Source organism: Shimia gijangensis (assembly GCF_900142085.1).
Classification (GTDB): Bacteria; Pseudomonadota; Alphaproteobacteria; order Rhodobacterales; family Rhodobacteraceae; genus Shimia; species Shimia gijangensis.
This window is the reverse complement of sequence record NZ_FQZQ01000004.1, coordinates 62569-76872: the sequence shown is the minus strand read 5'-3', so window position 1 is coordinate 76872 and position 14304 is coordinate 62569. Positions and strand designations below refer to the sequence as shown.

Genomic DNA, 14304 nt, shown 5'->3' with positions numbered 1-14304 from the left:
TCCGGATCACCACAACGTCTTCTTCGCGCGTTCCAGCCAGCCGTCATCATAAGAATTGCCGCCCTCAGCCCCATCGGTCATCTCGGCCAGAATCTCGCCCGCTGTCGGCAGTCCTTCGCTCTCATCGCCGCTGGTCCAGAGCCGCGCCCGCATCGGGGCCCGGGCACATTGTGTATAGACCTCGCCAATCCGGATCACGATGACCGAGCGCGGCTGGCGTCCCTTGAACTCGAACCGGGCGCGCAGGTCATCATCGACGGTCATCCGTGCATATCCATTCACCCGCACGATCGTGTTCGATCCCGGCACCATGAACATCAGCGAAATCCGCCCGTCCTCGACGATATTGCGGATTGTGTCCATGCGGTTGTTGCCACGCCAGTCAGGCATGGCCAGCGTTTGGTCGTCCAGCTCCAGCACCACCGGCCCGTCATCGCCGCGTGGGTTGCCATCCGTGCCATTCGGCCCCACGGTTGAGACCACGCAGAACCGCGAAGCCATGATCCATTTGCGGTATTCTGGTGTCAGCTGGCCGGACACTTTTCGCACAGCCGCCGCGCCGGGCTTGCCATACAGGTTCTCCAATTCCGTGATTTCTTCAATCCACCGCATCAGGATCGAACCCCGCTTCGCGCATCAATTCGTCTGACCGTGCTTCAACACGAGATTCCAGAGTGGCCATAAATTCTTCACGCGGCAAACCAGCAGCAATTGGCTCCAGAAATTCTACAACGGCCACTCCGGGGTTCCGAATAATGCCTTTGCGAGGCCACAGCACACCAACATTTACAGCCACAGGCACACAGGTCTGATTCAACTGTTCGTACAGCACTCCAGTGCCAATTTTGTAATCACGCTTGGCGCCGGGGGCGACCCGGGTGCCTTGGGAATAGATAATCAGCTGGCCTGCTTCCTGATCACCGTTTTTGACGTCATTGACCATTTTGTCGATGGCGGCGCCGCGTTTGCCGCGGTCCACCGCAACACAATCCAAAAGCCGCGCATATTGGCCAATCACAGGCGTGTTCAGGATTTCCTTTTTCATAATGAATTTCGCCGTCGGCAGAGCGGTAAAAATCATCATGATATCAAGGAACGACTGATGTTTGGCCGCAATCAGCGCTTCTCCAGATGGTGGGGTGCCACGCACTTCCACGCGAATGCCGACCATCCAACGCGCGGTGAAGAACACCCAGCGCGAATAGGTTTTACAACACAGGCGCGCGCCATATTTGCTGAACATGGCCCACGGTGCGAACGCCAGACCAATGATGGGCATCATCAGATAGATTTGCCCCACAAACAGCAACGACCGCAGCCATTGAAACGCGTATCCCATTAGGTCAACTCCGAGAGGGCGCGCCGGGCGGCGGCTCTGGTGGCAAAAAATGCAACAATTGCGGCCAGTGGCGGGATCAGCAGTGGCCAGAACCACCCCATTCCCTGAAAGCCCAAACCGGTCAGAAAACCACCTTTTTCTTGGGCTGCAGGCAATATCATGACAGCAATAAGCCCAGCTGCGGTCCCGATCGCGGCCCCTGCCAGAGCCCGAAGCGTAAAGCGGCGCACAAAAGCCTGAGCGATGTAATCATCCCGTGCGCCGACCAGCCGCAAAACCGAGATCACCTGCGCATTTGCCGCCAAAGCTGCATTGGCGGCCAGAGTGATCATGGTGGCAGTGGTGGCCCCAATCAACAGGATCGACACCCAACCCAGCATTCTCAACCGACCCGCAGCTTGCTGCAAAGGTTTGCGCCAACGGGTGTGATCGTCCAGCACGGCGCCCGGCACTTCGGCCTGCAGGCGCAACCGCAAGCCTGCCGCATCATATCCTTCATCCGTTTCCTGAATCTCGATCAACTGCGGCACAGGCAGCGCATCAATCGGCAAGTCAGGACCGAACCAGGGCTCAAGCAGAGCGCGTTGTTCATCACTTGTCAGGGCGCGTGCGGTTGCAACACCCGGCGTGGTTTCCAGCAATCTCAAGGCGGCAGCTGTCTGGTCTGCCATCTGGCCCGCAGGCGCGGAAATCCGAAGCGTCGAACTATGCGTCAGCTCGTCTCCCCATTTCATGGCAAGGCGTCCGGATGCCATCGACAACGCCAGCGCGAATACGGTCAGAAACGCCATGGTCGCGGCGGCAAAGCTGGTCAGCCGCGCCGTAAAACCCGATGGCGGGACAACCCGGTCGGCTTGTGCGTCGCCAGAAAATACCCCCTTCAGATGGTCCACAACCTTGCTCATAGATCCGCCCCCGCCAGTTGCAATTTGCGATTGGCAATGCGCAACACGCGGGCTTGCACGTTGTTCTTGGCGGCCCGGATCAGGTTCATATCATGCGTGGCAATCATGATGGTTTTACCCATCCGGTTCAGCTCGATCAGCAATTGCAACAGACGTTGGGACATTTCCCAATCGACGTTGCCGGTCGGCTCATCTGCCAGCACCACATCCGGCGACATGATCACCGCCCGCGCCAGCGCCGCCCGTTGGCGTTCGCCGCCCGAAAGTGTTGGAGGATAGGCGTCGCCGCGTTTGCCCAATCCAACCCAGCCCATCAACTCTTTGAGGTTGGCCACATCCTCAAGATCATCACGGCCAGACACATTCAGCGGTAGCATGATGTTGTCTGCAATCGGCAAGTGATCCAAAAACTGGCAATCCTGATGCACCACACCGATCCGGCGGCGCGTCAAAGCATGATCGTCCCGGTTCATCGTCCGCACATCTTGCCCAAACAGGCGCACCTCGCCTGAGGTTGCCGTTAACGCACCGTAACAGAGTTTCAGAAAGGTGGTTTTGCCTGATCCGGAAGGTCCAGTCAGAAAATGGAACGATCCCGGAGACAATTTCAGGGAAATGTCGCTTAAAAGTTCCGCGCCGCCATAGCCATAAGCCATGTTTTCCAATTCAATCAAAGGCCCTGCCCCATACTAATTCCAGCCCTGTTGTGCCTGAGCATCGGCCCGGTTTCAATCCATCGCAGCGCGGCTTTTATCTTTCACTGCGCAAAGTTACGCCATATGGTTGGTCACATAATGGTGGATCAGGGGATAATCAGGGGAACATCATGCGGCTGAGCTGCCCGAATTGCGGTGCACAATACGAAGTCCCTTTGGAAGTGATTCCAACGTCCGGGCGCGATGTGCAGTGCTCAAATTGTGGACATACCTGGTTTCAGATTCATCCAGACGAAGATATCGAGCTTGCCGAAGAAATCAGCGGCTCGGTTCCTGATCTTGGGTGGTCACCCGAGGGCACCGAACAAGAAGAGATCGTCGCCCGGGACGCGGCTGAAGATCCTGCAAACAAAGTCCAGGGAGACGAAGTTCAACCTCCTGAGATGTCGTTTGAAGACGACAGCGCACTCCAAGAAGAGGATGCGCCGCAAGAAGACGATTTTGAAAACACCGAAGACGAAGACGAATTCGGCGACGCGCCTTCTGAGCCAGAGCCCCAAGACAGGGACGAAGGCCATGACAGTGACGATGACAGCGACGATGACGTCTCGGAAGAAACCGACGAAGACGGCGAACCGGACTGGGAAGATGTCGCAGCCGACAACGCCGCCGAGTGGTCTTTTGCAGACGACACAGAAGAGTCTGACGACTCTGCAGAACCAGAGTTCTCTCAGTCACTAGAAGACAGCAGCGCCGAACCTTTCGACCACGAAGCGGAACCAGAGACCGAACAGGACACCGACCACGATACAGTGGACGAAGACACTGCAGATGGCGAACGGCCCGCACCTCGTGCCATCGATCCAGCGATTGCGGACGTTCTGCGCCAAGAGGCCGAATTCGAAACTCAAGCCCGCGAGGCCGATGTCAAAGAATCGCTGGAGATGCAGCAAGAACTTGGCCTTGATGACCGGCTTGACGACGGTGACCAACGGGCAGCTGAGGCGCGCAACCGCATGCTGCGCATTCGTGGCCTGACAGACTCTGAGCCCAAATCTGTGCCTGAGCTGGACCCAGCCGCGCATCAATCGCGCCGTGAGCTCTTGCCGGATATCGAAGAAATCAATTCGACTTTGCGATCCACAGATGACCGCAACGCAAGCGTCGGCACGGCTGGCGTTGTGCCAACCAAGGCCCGCCGCCGCAACGGATTCAGACTTGGCATTCTGGTCATGCTGGTGGTGGCGGCGTTGATGCTGTTGGCCTATTCCTACAACCGCGAAATTGCCAAAGCCTATCCGGCAACTGAACCTGCGCTGACTGTTTTCATGGAGAAAACCAATGGTGCGCGGGTTTGGCTGGACACGCTTGTGACCGGCGGCATGCTGTGGTTGAACACCAAAGCAGAAGCCTCAGGCACTAACGTAGACTAGGTCAGAACCGCTCGAGCAAGCGTTGCAGATAGCCGCGCTCTTCTTCTGTGCGATCCCCCTGGCCCGCTCTGCGGCGAATCTCATCCAAAAGCCGTCGCGCTTCGCGGTAGACATCTTCGCCCTGCAAAAGGCCATCGTCCGTCCCTGCTGGACCTCTGGCACCCTGATTGCGCCCCAAAGGATCAGCGGAATTGCCTTTTCCGGCTTGCTCGCGACCTTGCTGGCCTTGTCCCTGCTGTTGTTGCGCCATCGCTTCACCGAGATTGCGCATGCCTTCCCGCATCTCTTCCATGGCCCGCGCCTGCTGATCAATTGCATCCGCCAGATCATTACCACGCAACGAGTCCTCGGCCTGATCCATCGCCGCTCCGGCGCGACCCAAAGCCTCGGCTGCGGCGTCGCCTTCCGGGCTGCCTCGGCCCGGCATCTGTTCACGCAGGTTTTCCAACTGCTGACGCAACGCCTGTTGGCGATCTGCAAGGCTACCCTGACCGGGGGTTTGCCCGCTTTCGCCATCCTGACCTTCATTGCCACGGCCCTGTCCGGTGCCATCATGCGATTGCCCCCGGCCTTCTCCGCCACTTTGACCTTCATTCCCCTGCGACTGACCTTTGTTGGCATTTGGGTTGAACTGTTCCTGCAAATCTCGAAATGCCTGATCTGACAGGCCCTGTTGTTCACGCAGCGTATCTGACAGGTCCTGCATAGACTGCTCACCGGGACTGGGCTCTCCGTTTCCTTGACCTTGGGTGACCTGCATATTTTCCATCATGCGTTGAAATTCATCCAAAGCCTGCATTGCTTCGGCCATACGACCCTGTTCCATCAACTCCTGAATACGGTCCATCATGTCCTGCAGGTCTTGCTGGTCCAGCGTCATGGTGTTTTCTGAAATCTGTGGATTTTGCTGGCCACCATCCTCAGGCTGACGCCGCGCCAGTTCACGCAGGTAATCCTGAGTTGCGTCGCGCAATTCCTGCATCAGTTGGGCAATTTCTTCGTCGCTGGCCCCATTTTTCATGGCCTCTGCCAGCCGATCCCGCGCGCGCTCCATTCGAGCAAGTGCTCCGCTCAGGTCGCCCTCTTCCAGCATCAGCGCCAGTTTCCACATCGCCTCGGAAATCTCCTCACGCTGTGTTTCGCCAAAGCCGTCATACGCCAGCATATTCTCAAGGCGGCGCAAAATTGTTCGCATCCTGAGGTAAGACGTTTCATCGGGAAACATGTCCTCGTCAGGCTGGTAAGACACGGCCCTTAGCAATTGCGCTACCCTTGGGCCATTTTCCCGTGACCACAACAGATCGCGGCGCAATTCGACCACTGCAGCCGCTAACGGATCAAAAAATCTGCGCGCAGGTAACGGGGTTGCCAGAGGCAATGCCTCGCCCACCTGCCCTTTGGCATCCGTCACACTCAGCGTTATCTTTACCGGTAAATGTGCCCAGGGGTGCTTTGAGAAATCTTCAATCAAAGCCTCTTCAAACTGACTGCGGTCGCCAGAAATTGGCAAGGGAAGAGGCACCTCAATCACGTCTACCGACTCGGGCAATGCGACCAGACCAAACTGGCGGTTCACCTGCAACAAATCCAAAGTGATTCGCGCTGTTCCACCGGTAACTTCATAGTCGTCCGACGCGGCAAAAGGCAAAGACAGCTCTCCGCGGCCCGAAACCTCAGCCGATCCAACGACCGACACTTTGGGGGCCGCGTCCGGTTGCATGGTAATGTCCCATCGACGCCCAGTGTCGCCCGCGATCTCCAGAATGCCCGATTGCATCACCGTGAAATCCTGCTCGGCCTCCGCGGCACTTGGCACATCGTCAATGCGCCCCGACACGGTCTCGGACACCGTCAAAGCGCCAACCTGACCATAAAGACGCATCAAAATGCGGCTACCCTCAGGCAAGGTCAGTTTCCCTTCTGGCTGGTCCAGCAGGTAAAGCGCCGGCTTTCCGGTATAGGCAGGGGGCTCAATCCAGCCCTCCCAAGAAGGCCCCGTGACTGCGACGGCGCCCCCCATGGCCACATCAGTCACACTGCTGACACGCGCCACTGAACCAAACAATATTGCCACAACCAAAGCCAAAAACGCGACATACCGAAGACCAAAAGGATCCAGCCTTGCAACCCTCAGATCCGGTTCCGGGGCACGGGCGCCTGCGGCCTGATGCGCCATACGCGCCTGATGCACCCGCCAAACGGCTTTGGACGCTGCATCATTCGTCCCAATTGTCTGTTGATCCTGCAAGGCCTGCAAAGGCCGCCCCGGCAATGTCTTATCCAGCCTCTCAAAAGCGTCTTGTTTGGATGGCCAATGAAGCTGGCGCAAGCCACGCCATAAAAACCACAGGGTTGCCCCAAGAATGAGCAAGGCCACAGTCCAAAGGGCCTCAAGCCTCAAGGTCTCCTGCACCCCCATCATCAACGCCGCCAAAGTGACAAACACCAACGACCAAAGCGGCCAGAAGCTGCGGGTGACAGATTCGGCCAAAAGGCCCAGACGCGTCAGCGCCAAAACCCGTCCAAGCCGTTGCAAAACCCTTTCAGGGCTATCGGTCGGTGCCGTCATGCGTCATCCCAAAGTGCCGAGGCGTTGTGCCTCACAGCCACTCAGGGATGGTATCTCGATTTATCATTTCGTCCAAGGTCGGACGTCGGCGGATAACCGCAAATTGATCCCCATTGACCAAAACCTCGGGAATCAGCGGGCGCGAGTTGTACTCGCTGGCCATCACAGCACCATATGCCCCGGCACTTCGGAACGCGATCAGGTCGCCCGCAGACACCGGCTCCATAGTGCGTTCCTTGGCAAATGTGTCTCCGGATTCACAGATCGGCCCGACGATGTCATAGGTTTGTTTTTCTTCGCCGGGTAGAGCTTCGGCCACCGGAATAATGTCATGATGGGCCTCATACATGGCCGGACGAATCAGATCATTCATCGCCCCGTCCACAATCATGAACGCGCGCCCTTCGCCTTCTTTTACGTAGATAACTTTGCTGACCATGATACCCGCATTGCCCGCAATCAGACGTCCCGGTTCAATCTCAATCTCACACCCCAGATGGCCCAGCGTGTCTTTGATCAGCGCGCCATATTCCGTCGGCAACGGCGGCGCATCATTTGACCGCGTATAAGGAATACCCAATCCCCCACCCAGATCGAGACGATGAATGTCATGTCCGTCAGCGCGCAGCACTTCTGTCAACTCTGCCACCTTTTGATAGGCCTGCCGAAACGGTTCCAACTGGGTGAGCTGGCTGCCAATGTGCACATCAATCCCGATCACCTTCAGACCGGGCAGGCTGGCAGCATGGGCATAGACCTCGCGGGCGCGACTGATTGGAATGCCAAACTTGTTTTCGGACTTCCCGGTGGCAATCTTGGCATGGGTTTTGGCATCCACATCCGGGTTCACCCGAACCGTGATCGGGGCAACTACCCCCAGCTCGACCGCGACCTGATTAATCACCGCCATTTCCGGCTCGGATTCTACGTTAAACTGACGAATGCCGCCACTTAGGGCGGCTCGAATTTCGCCGTCCGTCTTTCCAACCCCGGAAAACACAATGCGGTCCCCCGGAACACCCGCCGCAATCGCGCGGGCATATTCTCCGCCAGACACCACATCCATGCCCGCACCCAGCGCCGCCAGAGTTTTCAGGATCGCCTGATTGCTGGCCGCCTTCATGGCATAACAGACAAGATGCTCCATCCCCTCCAGCGCCTCGTCAAACAGACGGAAATGACGTTCCAGCGTGGCCGTGGAGTAGCAGTAAAATGGCGTGCCGACCTCTGCCGAAATCTCCGCCACCGGCACGTCTTCCGCAAAAAGCGCGCCATCACGATATAGAAAATGATCCATGTTCGGTCCCGTCCCACGGTACAATCCCGTTTCTCATAGACACAGGGGGCGACTGGTTCAACAACCCGTCTTCACCTTGTAAAAAATACTCCTGCCAGAGGCCGTCCGAGACAACAGACCTCTGGTCTGTTGACGAGACATCCTGCGCGCCGTCAGGCGCTCAATTGACCCTAGCGAATGGGACGCGAGCGTAAAAACAGATACAGCGGAAAACCACAGCTTACCCCAACCCCAAACGTCACCGGAATGGCGATCAAGGCAAGCCAATTGCGCCGCACGGCCACCTCGGCCAGCACCCAGATTGTCAGGGCAACGGCCGCAATGACAAGGTCCCAATACAGGCCGGCTACAGCGGCATTGGCTTTCCAGGCCGAGATCAAGGCATTGATATCAAAGTTATTTTCCTGAAGCCACGGCAAGAAATGGTACATAGGGTGCACGGCCCCCCAAATCGCCAATCCCAAATACATCAGCCGCAACAATGACATTCGTTTATCCTTTGGTTCCGTCATGAGAAACTAGGCCATTCGCGCTTTCAGCAAAAAATCAGGTGCCTCACCAACAGCGATAGCATCCATTCGAAGCACCAATTGTAATAGAGATTGGTCCATCATGGATCCCAATCGTTGTGGACCCATAGACTCCGTCGCTTGTGACACCAATATGACTATTCATCGTGGGGGTCACAGGTTCACCGTCGGCACCGCAAGCGGCCAAAAACACAACCAAACCCAAGGCCGCAACATTTCGCATGATTCTGTCCTCGCAGATGTGACAAAATCAAGTTTTACACGTTTCTCGCTGCCCGGAAAAGACCCCGAACTATGATCGCATGTGTTCAGAGGTTACCGGCCCCAGCCACAATTGGCGCCACCCATGCAGGTGCCGCTTGCACTATATCCGGGACGAGCGGGCTGCTGAGTTGTCGTTTGGCACGCTGACAAAACAAGCAAAGCTCCAATTAAAATAACAACAGTCTTCATCTTGCTCTCCTATCGCACATCATCAGCTGGCTTGGTGCATCATTTTGTCAAGAATTCTACTTCGGCCCGTAAACGCCACCTATCCTGGCAGACCCGCTGACGGTGATCCCGGTTTGCGGCGTTGAGGCCGCATTGGACGAGCTCGGATACTCAGGATAATACGTGCCACCTGTGTTGCAGGCCGCCACAAAAATCAAACTGGAAAGGCTCGCAAGTATTCTCAACTGATCCGGTCCTTCCACAAAGCGACCTGCGCTTTAACTTGCTCAGGTGCCGTTCCTCCGTAAGACGTACGAGACGCCACCGAGTTGTGCACACCCAAAACTTCAAACACGTCCGCCGTTATGGCCTCGTGTACAGATTTCATATCTTCCAGACTGAGGTCCGGCAAATCACAGTTGCGGGATTCAGCCATGGCTACCAGTGAACCTGTGACATGATGGGCGTCGCGAAACGGCATGTTCAGCGCCCGCACCAGCCAATCGGCCAGATCGGTTGCGGTTGAAAAACCACTGCCCGCCGCCGCCTCAAGACTGTCGCAATTGGCCGTCATGTCTTTGACCATACCCTGCATCGCGGCCAGCGCCAGCATCAGGTTGTCTGCGGCATCAAACACCTGTTCTTTGTCTTCCTGCATGTCCTTGGAATAGGCCAGCGGCAGGCCCTTCATCACCATCATCAGCGCAGTGTTCGCGCCAAAAATCCGGCCGATCTTGGCACGGATCAACTCGGCTGCATCCGGATTCTTCTTTTGTGGCATAATGGACGATCCGGTTGAAAAGCGATCCGACAGGGTCACAAAGCGGAACTGCGCCGAGGACCAGATCACCAGTTCTTCGGCAAAGCGCGACAAGTGCATCGCACAAATTGAAGACACCGCGAGAAACTCCAGCGCAAAATCGCGATCCGACACCGCATCCAGCGAATTGGCTGCCGGACGGTCAAAGCCCAGCGCCTCGGCTGTCATATGCCGATCAATCGGGAAAGACGTACCTGCCAGTGCTGCTGCACCCAAAGGCGATTCGTTCATGCGTTTGCGCGCATCCTCAAAACGGCTCATGTCCCGGCCAAACATTTCGACATAGGCCATCATGTGATGCCCCCATGTGACCGGTTGAGCGGTCTGCAGATGGGTAAAACCCGGCATCACCCAGTCTGCCCCGGCTTCGGCTTGCGCCAGAAGTGCGCCAATCAGCGCGTTGATACCTGAAATGGCGGCGTCCATCTGGTCGCGCACCCATAGCTTGAAATCGGTTGCCACCTGATCGTTACGTGACCGGCCAGTATGCAAACGTCCCGCCGGTTCGCCAACAAGGTCTTTCAGGCGCGCCTCAACATTCATGTGAATATCTTCCAGCGCCGTGGAAAACGCGAAATTTCCGCTGTCTATCTCTGACAAGACGGTGAGCAGGCCTTCCCGAATGGCGTCGGCATCGTTATCTGTGATGATGCCCGTCTGGCCAAGCATCGCCGCATGGGCCCGAGAGCCAGCGATGTCTTGTGCTGCCATCCGCTGATCGAACCCGATCGAGGCATTGATTGCCTCCATGATCGCGTCCGGTCCCGCGGCAAAACGGCCGCCCCACATCTGGTTCGAGGTGTCTTTGGTCATGATCTGCCCTTTGGAGGGAATAATAAATGTCGAAGTCCGTGCTGGTTTACATGGCCCTTGCCGCCTGTGCAATTGCAGCGATCGCCTTTGTTGCGATGCGCGACCCGGCCACCAGTGGCGCTGCCCCGGATATGAGCGCCGCCGCCGCCCTTCGGACCGGGGACATGAAGAAGCTAAACTTCCATTCCGAGGTGCGCGCGACCTCGACAAAACCCTTTACCACCGTCGACGGCAGCGCCAAATCTTTGGCAGATTACCAAGGCCAGGTGGTCCTGTTGAACTTCTGGGCCACATGGTGCGCGCCCTGTCGCAAAGAAATGCCCATGCTGGCAGAACTCCAGCGTGAATTGGGCGGCGAGGATTTTCAGGTGGTGACACTGGCCACGGGCCGCAACGCGCCGCCCGCCATGCAAAAGTTCTTTGATGACATTGGCGTCGACAACCTGCCGCTTTACCGCGACCCCAAACAGGAAATTTCCCGCGAAATGTCCGTCCTTGGCCTACCCGCCACCGTGCTGATTGACCGCGAGGGCCGTGAGATCGCCCGCATGACCGGCGACGCCGACTGGTCCGGGGCCTCGGCCAAAGCGATCCTTGAAAACGTCATAAAAACCACCCGCTAGCCCTCCCGCCCCTTTTAGAGTGCCATCAAAGATGCCCTCAAAAGAGTTGGGCATGGCCTCGCTTGCGCTCGGGGCGGGCACTCAAGTGTTACTTAGCCAAAACACGATCAGGGTCTGCTTTGAGTCCATTGCGCCAAAACTCTGCGGTGTAGCGAATGCCCGAAACCTGGTGACCCCGCTCCAATAAGTTGTTTTCATTCTCTTGCGTTGCTACATCTCGCGGAAAAGAAAGTACGGCATGATAGATATTAATAAAGTTCGTTTGGATACTCCGAGTTGCGAAAAGGTTCTGCACTTCAACAATGCAGGTTCGTCGCTCATGCCCACGCCGGTTTTTAGCGCGCTGCAGCGTGTTTTGCGCGACGAGAACGAGGTCGGCGGATACGAAGCTGAAAGGCGGGCACAAGGCGACTTACAAGCATTCTATACCGAATTCGCAGGCCTTCTGAACGCCGATCCTGATGAGATCGCGTTTGTCGAGAATGCGACCCGCGCCTGGGACATGGCGTTCTACGGTCTGCATTTGGAACCCGGAGACAGGGTCATCACCCACGGTTCCGAATACGCGTCCAATTACCTCGCGCTTTTGCAACAGTCACGCCGACTTGGGTTTGAGATTGATCTCGTGCCTTCAGATGAGTTCGGCCAGATTGATGTCGATGCGTTGGATGGCATGATAGGCCCAAAGACGAAGTTGGTGGCGATAACGCATGTTCCGACGCAGGGCGGCTTGGTGAATCCTGCCGCCGAGGTTGGAAAAATCGCGCGAAAACACGGTATTCTGTACTTACTGGATGCCTGCCAATCCGTCGGGCAAATCAACGTAGATGTCGCCGAGATCGGCTGCGATATCCTGTCAGGAACGGGTAGGAAGTTTTTACGAGGTCCAAGAGGGACAGGTTTTCTGTACGTTAGAAAGGGCATCATCGATCAGATCGACCCACCTTTCATTGACCTCCTGTCTGCAAATTGGACCGAAGCGAACAACTTTGCATTTGTTGATGGTGCAAAGCGATTTGAGAATTGGGAAAGCTACGTCGCTGGCCGCGTTGGCCTGATGGAAGCGGTACGGTATGCGCGAAAAATTGGCCTCTCAAACATAGAAACGCGGGTGGCGATGCTTGCCCAGGATCTACGTGATGCGCTCGAAGGCATAAAAGGTGTTTCTGTGCATGATCTGGGTCAGCAGAAATGTGGGATTGTCACATTCACAAAGGCCGGAGCTGAACCCGCCGCTGTTGAGGAGCGTCTCCGCGCCGACGGGATAAATGTGTCGGTCTCTGCAATGCCTTATGCGCGTCTTGATCTTGAACCGCGTGGCCTCATGTCGATGACAAGAGCCTCGGTACATTACTTTAACACGCAAGATGAGATCGCCCGATTTGTCGAAGCGGTCAAAAGGGCATAGCCGAAAGCAAACCTTCGATGTGTCTTTGAGAACAGAAGCTTTGCCCGCGCAGAGCCGACGTTCTCAAGCCGCCCCGCCTAACCTGCGGCCTATCTTGACCCCACGCCACCTTTGACACGACGCGCACCCTTTGGCCTTATCGCCCCAAGGGAGAGAGACCATGCCGTTGCATATTCTGGGGCCAATGGTGGTGATCGGCATCATCGGGATTGCGGTTTTGCTGCACCTCATGGGCCGGACAGCGCCCAGGACCCTCACCAACGAGACCGACGCACTGGCGGCGTGGAAACGTGCTTTTCCAAACTCGGTGCCGGTTTCCGCGCTCCTCAGCAATGACCGAAAAGCGGCTTTGGTCACGACCCACAACAACACGGGCCTCGTCTGGTGCTTTGGCGATGACACTGTTGCGCGGGGCATAAAGCGGGCCGCCGTGCGCGAAACCTCCAAAGGGCTGTCTTTTGACATGCCGGATTTTGCCGCGCCACATGTGGATGTAGTTTTGAGAGAACCCAATCTCAGCACCTGGAAAACACTGGTAAACGACGCATGACCGATCAACTCAGTTACCCCGATGTCACCAATCTCGCGGTGCCGTTTTTCATCGCCGCCATCCTGATCGAGCTATTGTGGATCAGCATCAAAGGCCGTGGCGGGCGGTATGAGACCAAAGATGCGGTGACATCCTTGGTCATGGGCGCAGGCAGCGTGGTCAGCGGCATTCTTCTTGGCTTTATCGCATGGGGTTTTTTCATGGTCCTGTGGAAAGCGACGCCGCTGGACCTGGGGTCGTCCTGGTGGATCATTGCCCTTTGTTTTGTGCTGGATGATCTGCGTTACTATTGGGTGCATCGGTTCGGGCACCGCATCCGTTGGGTGTGGGCCGCGCATGTAAACCACCATTCCAGCCAGCACTACAATCTCACCACGGCCCTGCGGCAGACTTGGACCGGCACGTTCACATTCATGATGATCGTACGCGCGCCCCTTATCCTGCTCGGGTTTCACCCGGCTATCGTGCTGTTTTGTGGCGGGCTCAACCTGATCTATCAGTTCTGGATTCACACCGAGGCCATCGGCAAAATGCCCCGCTGGTTCGAGGCCATCATGAACACCCCCAGCCATCACCGTGTTCACCACGGCCGCAATCCGCGGTACCTCGACTGCAACTATGCGGGTGTGTTTATCATCTGGGACAAGATGTTCGGCACCTTTGTGCCTGAGCTGGACCGCGAGCGCGTGGATTATGGGCTGGTGCACAATTTGGGGACTTTTAATCCCCTGCGCGTCGCCTTTCACGAATGGCTCGCCATCTTCAAAGACATGGCCCGCCCCGGCCTGACTCTGCGTGAACGCCTGCTCTACGCGGTCGCACCGCCCGGTTGGTCACATGATGGCAAACGCGTGAATGCAGAAAAGATGAAGGCCGCGCACCTGAAACAGCATCCCGAAGACAAAGGTACGCCGGGGTTTTCCTGATCC

Annotated in this window: 13 protein-coding genes; 5 read left to right on the top strand and 8 right to left on the bottom strand. The window is 56.8% G+C overall.

The features are described from left to right. Positions 1-6: 6 nt before the first annotated feature. From BUC32_RS04850 to BUC32_RS04835, 4 genes are read right to left on the bottom strand one after another with little or no spacing between them, the layout of a single operon-like run. Entirely contained in the window at positions 7-612 is a 606-nt protein-coding gene (locus BUC32_RS04850; RefSeq protein ID WP_073250045.1) for a pyridoxamine 5'-phosphate oxidase family protein, read from the bottom strand. After that, a complete protein-coding gene (locus BUC32_RS04845) occupies positions 599-1339 on the bottom strand; it encodes a lysophospholipid acyltransferase family protein (RefSeq protein ID WP_073250043.1) in 741 nt (246 codons plus the stop codon). The genes BUC32_RS04850 and BUC32_RS04845 overlap by 14 nt, the downstream gene beginning before the upstream one ends. Beyond that, positions 1339-2244 (bottom strand): cell division protein FtsX, encoded by a 906-nt coding sequence (locus tag BUC32_RS04840; protein ID WP_073250040.1) that lies wholly within the window; start codon positions 2242-2244, stop codon positions 1339-1341. The genes BUC32_RS04845 and BUC32_RS04840 overlap by 1 nt, the downstream gene beginning before the upstream one ends. Next, positions 2241-2918 carry a cell division ATP-binding protein FtsE gene (locus BUC32_RS04835; protein ID WP_073250037.1) on the bottom strand — a complete coding sequence of 226 codons (678 nt, stop codon included), beginning with the start codon at positions 2916-2918 and terminating at the stop codon, positions 2241-2243. Before BUC32_RS04835 ends, BUC32_RS04840 begins: the two co-directional genes overlap by 4 nt. A 152-nt stretch (positions 2919-3070) precedes the next feature. Here BUC32_RS04835 and BUC32_RS21295 point away from each other — a divergent pair, with 152 nt between their 5' ends. Continuing rightward, positions 3071-4333 carry a zinc-ribbon domain-containing protein gene (locus tag BUC32_RS21295; protein WP_245815132.1) on the top strand — a complete coding sequence of 421 codons (1263 nt, stop codon included), beginning with the start codon at positions 3071-3073 and terminating at the stop codon, positions 4331-4333. Between the two features lies 1 nt (position 4334). On the opposite strand, the gene BUC32_RS04825 is transcribed toward BUC32_RS21295, so the two are convergent. The 4 genes from BUC32_RS04825 to argH all read right to left on the bottom strand — a co-directional run bounded on the left by BUC32_RS04825 (position 4335) and on the right by argH (position 10794). Beyond that, complete coding sequence (locus BUC32_RS04825; RefSeq protein ID WP_073250034.1) at positions 4335-6902, bottom strand: TIGR02302 family protein; 2568 nt, start codon at positions 6900-6902, stop codon at positions 4335-4337. Positions 6903-6933: 31 nt separating this feature from the next. Further along, positions 6934-8199 carry a diaminopimelate decarboxylase gene (lysA, locus tag BUC32_RS04820; protein WP_073250031.1) on the bottom strand — a complete coding sequence of 422 codons (1266 nt, stop codon included), beginning with the start codon at positions 8197-8199 and terminating at the stop codon, positions 6934-6936. 170 nt (positions 8200-8369) lie between these two features. Beyond that, complete coding sequence (locus BUC32_RS04815; RefSeq protein ID WP_073250501.1) at positions 8370-8687, bottom strand: DUF2834 domain-containing protein; 318 nt, start codon at positions 8685-8687, stop codon at positions 8370-8372. A gap of 715 nt (positions 8688-9402) precedes the next feature. Next, entirely contained in the window at positions 9403-10794 is a 1392-nt protein-coding gene (argH, locus tag BUC32_RS04805) for an argininosuccinate lyase (RefSeq protein WP_073250025.1), read from the bottom strand. Positions 10795-10820: 26 nt separating this feature from the next. On the opposite strand from argH, the gene BUC32_RS04800 reads away from it, so the two are divergent. The 4 genes from BUC32_RS04800 to BUC32_RS04785 all read left to right on the top strand — a co-directional run bounded on the left by BUC32_RS04800 (position 10821) and on the right by BUC32_RS04785 (position 14301). Further along, on the top strand, positions 10821-11417 hold the full coding sequence (locus tag BUC32_RS04800; protein ID WP_139280637.1) for a TlpA disulfide reductase family protein: 597 nt from the start codon (positions 10821-10823) through the stop codon (positions 11415-11417). Positions 11418-11655: 238 nt separating this feature from the next. Then, complete coding sequence (locus tag BUC32_RS04795; protein ID WP_073250022.1) at positions 11656-12825, top strand: aminotransferase class V-fold PLP-dependent enzyme; 1170 nt, start codon at positions 11656-11658, stop codon at positions 12823-12825. Positions 12826-12985: 160 nt separating this feature from the next. Next, positions 12986-13375: a hypothetical protein gene (locus BUC32_RS04790; protein WP_073250020.1), complete on the top strand. Its 390-nt coding sequence runs from the start codon at positions 12986-12988 to the stop codon at positions 13373-13375. Then, a complete protein-coding gene (locus BUC32_RS04785; protein WP_073250017.1) occupies positions 13372-14301 on the top strand; it encodes a sterol desaturase family protein in 930 nt (309 codons plus the stop codon). Before BUC32_RS04790 ends, BUC32_RS04785 begins: the two co-directional genes overlap by 4 nt. The last annotated feature ends 3 nt before the right edge of the window (positions 14302-14304 follow it).

Bases quoted from the DNA above. Each gene is read 5' to 3' on its own strand.
- BUC32_RS04795 (WP_073250022.1), top strand. From the start codon at position 11,656: ATGATAGATATTAATAAAGTTCGTTTGGATACTCCGAGTTGCGAAAAG.
- BUC32_RS04815 (WP_073250501.1), bottom strand. From the start codon at position 8,687: ATGTCATTGTTGCGGCTGATGTATTTGGGATTGGCGATTTGGGGGGCC.
- BUC32_RS21295 (WP_245815132.1), top strand. From the start codon at position 3,071: ATGCGGCTGAGCTGCCCGAATTGCGGTGCACAATACGAAGTCCCTTTG.
- BUC32_RS04785 (WP_073250017.1), top strand. From the start codon at position 13,372: ATGACCGATCAACTCAGTTACCCCGATGTCACCAATCTCGCGGTGCCG.
- BUC32_RS04840 (WP_073250040.1), bottom strand. From the start codon at position 2,244: ATGAGCAAGGTTGTGGACCATCTGAAGGGGGTATTTTCTGGCGACGCA.
- BUC32_RS04790 (WP_073250020.1), top strand. From the start codon at position 12,986: ATGCCGTTGCATATTCTGGGGCCAATGGTGGTGATCGGCATCATCGGG.
- BUC32_RS04825 (WP_073250034.1), bottom strand. From the start codon at position 6,902: ATGACGGCACCGACCGATAGCCCTGAAAGGGTTTTGCAACGGCTTGGA.
- lysA (WP_073250031.1), bottom strand. From the start codon at position 8,199: ATGGATCATTTTCTATATCGTGATGGCGCGCTTTTTGCGGAAGACGTG.
- BUC32_RS04845 (WP_073250043.1), bottom strand. From the start codon at position 1,339: ATGGGATACGCGTTTCAATGGCTGCGGTCGTTGCTGTTTGTGGGGCAA.
- argH (WP_073250025.1), bottom strand. From the start codon at position 10,794: ATGACCAAAGACACCTCGAACCAGATGTGGGGCGGCCGTTTTGCCGCG.
- BUC32_RS04850 (WP_073250045.1), bottom strand. From the start codon at position 612: ATGCGGTGGATTGAAGAAATCACGGAATTGGAGAACCTGTATGGCAAG.
- BUC32_RS04800 (WP_139280637.1), top strand. From the start codon at position 10,821: ATGTCGAAGTCCGTGCTGGTTTACATGGCCCTTGCCGCCTGTGCAATT.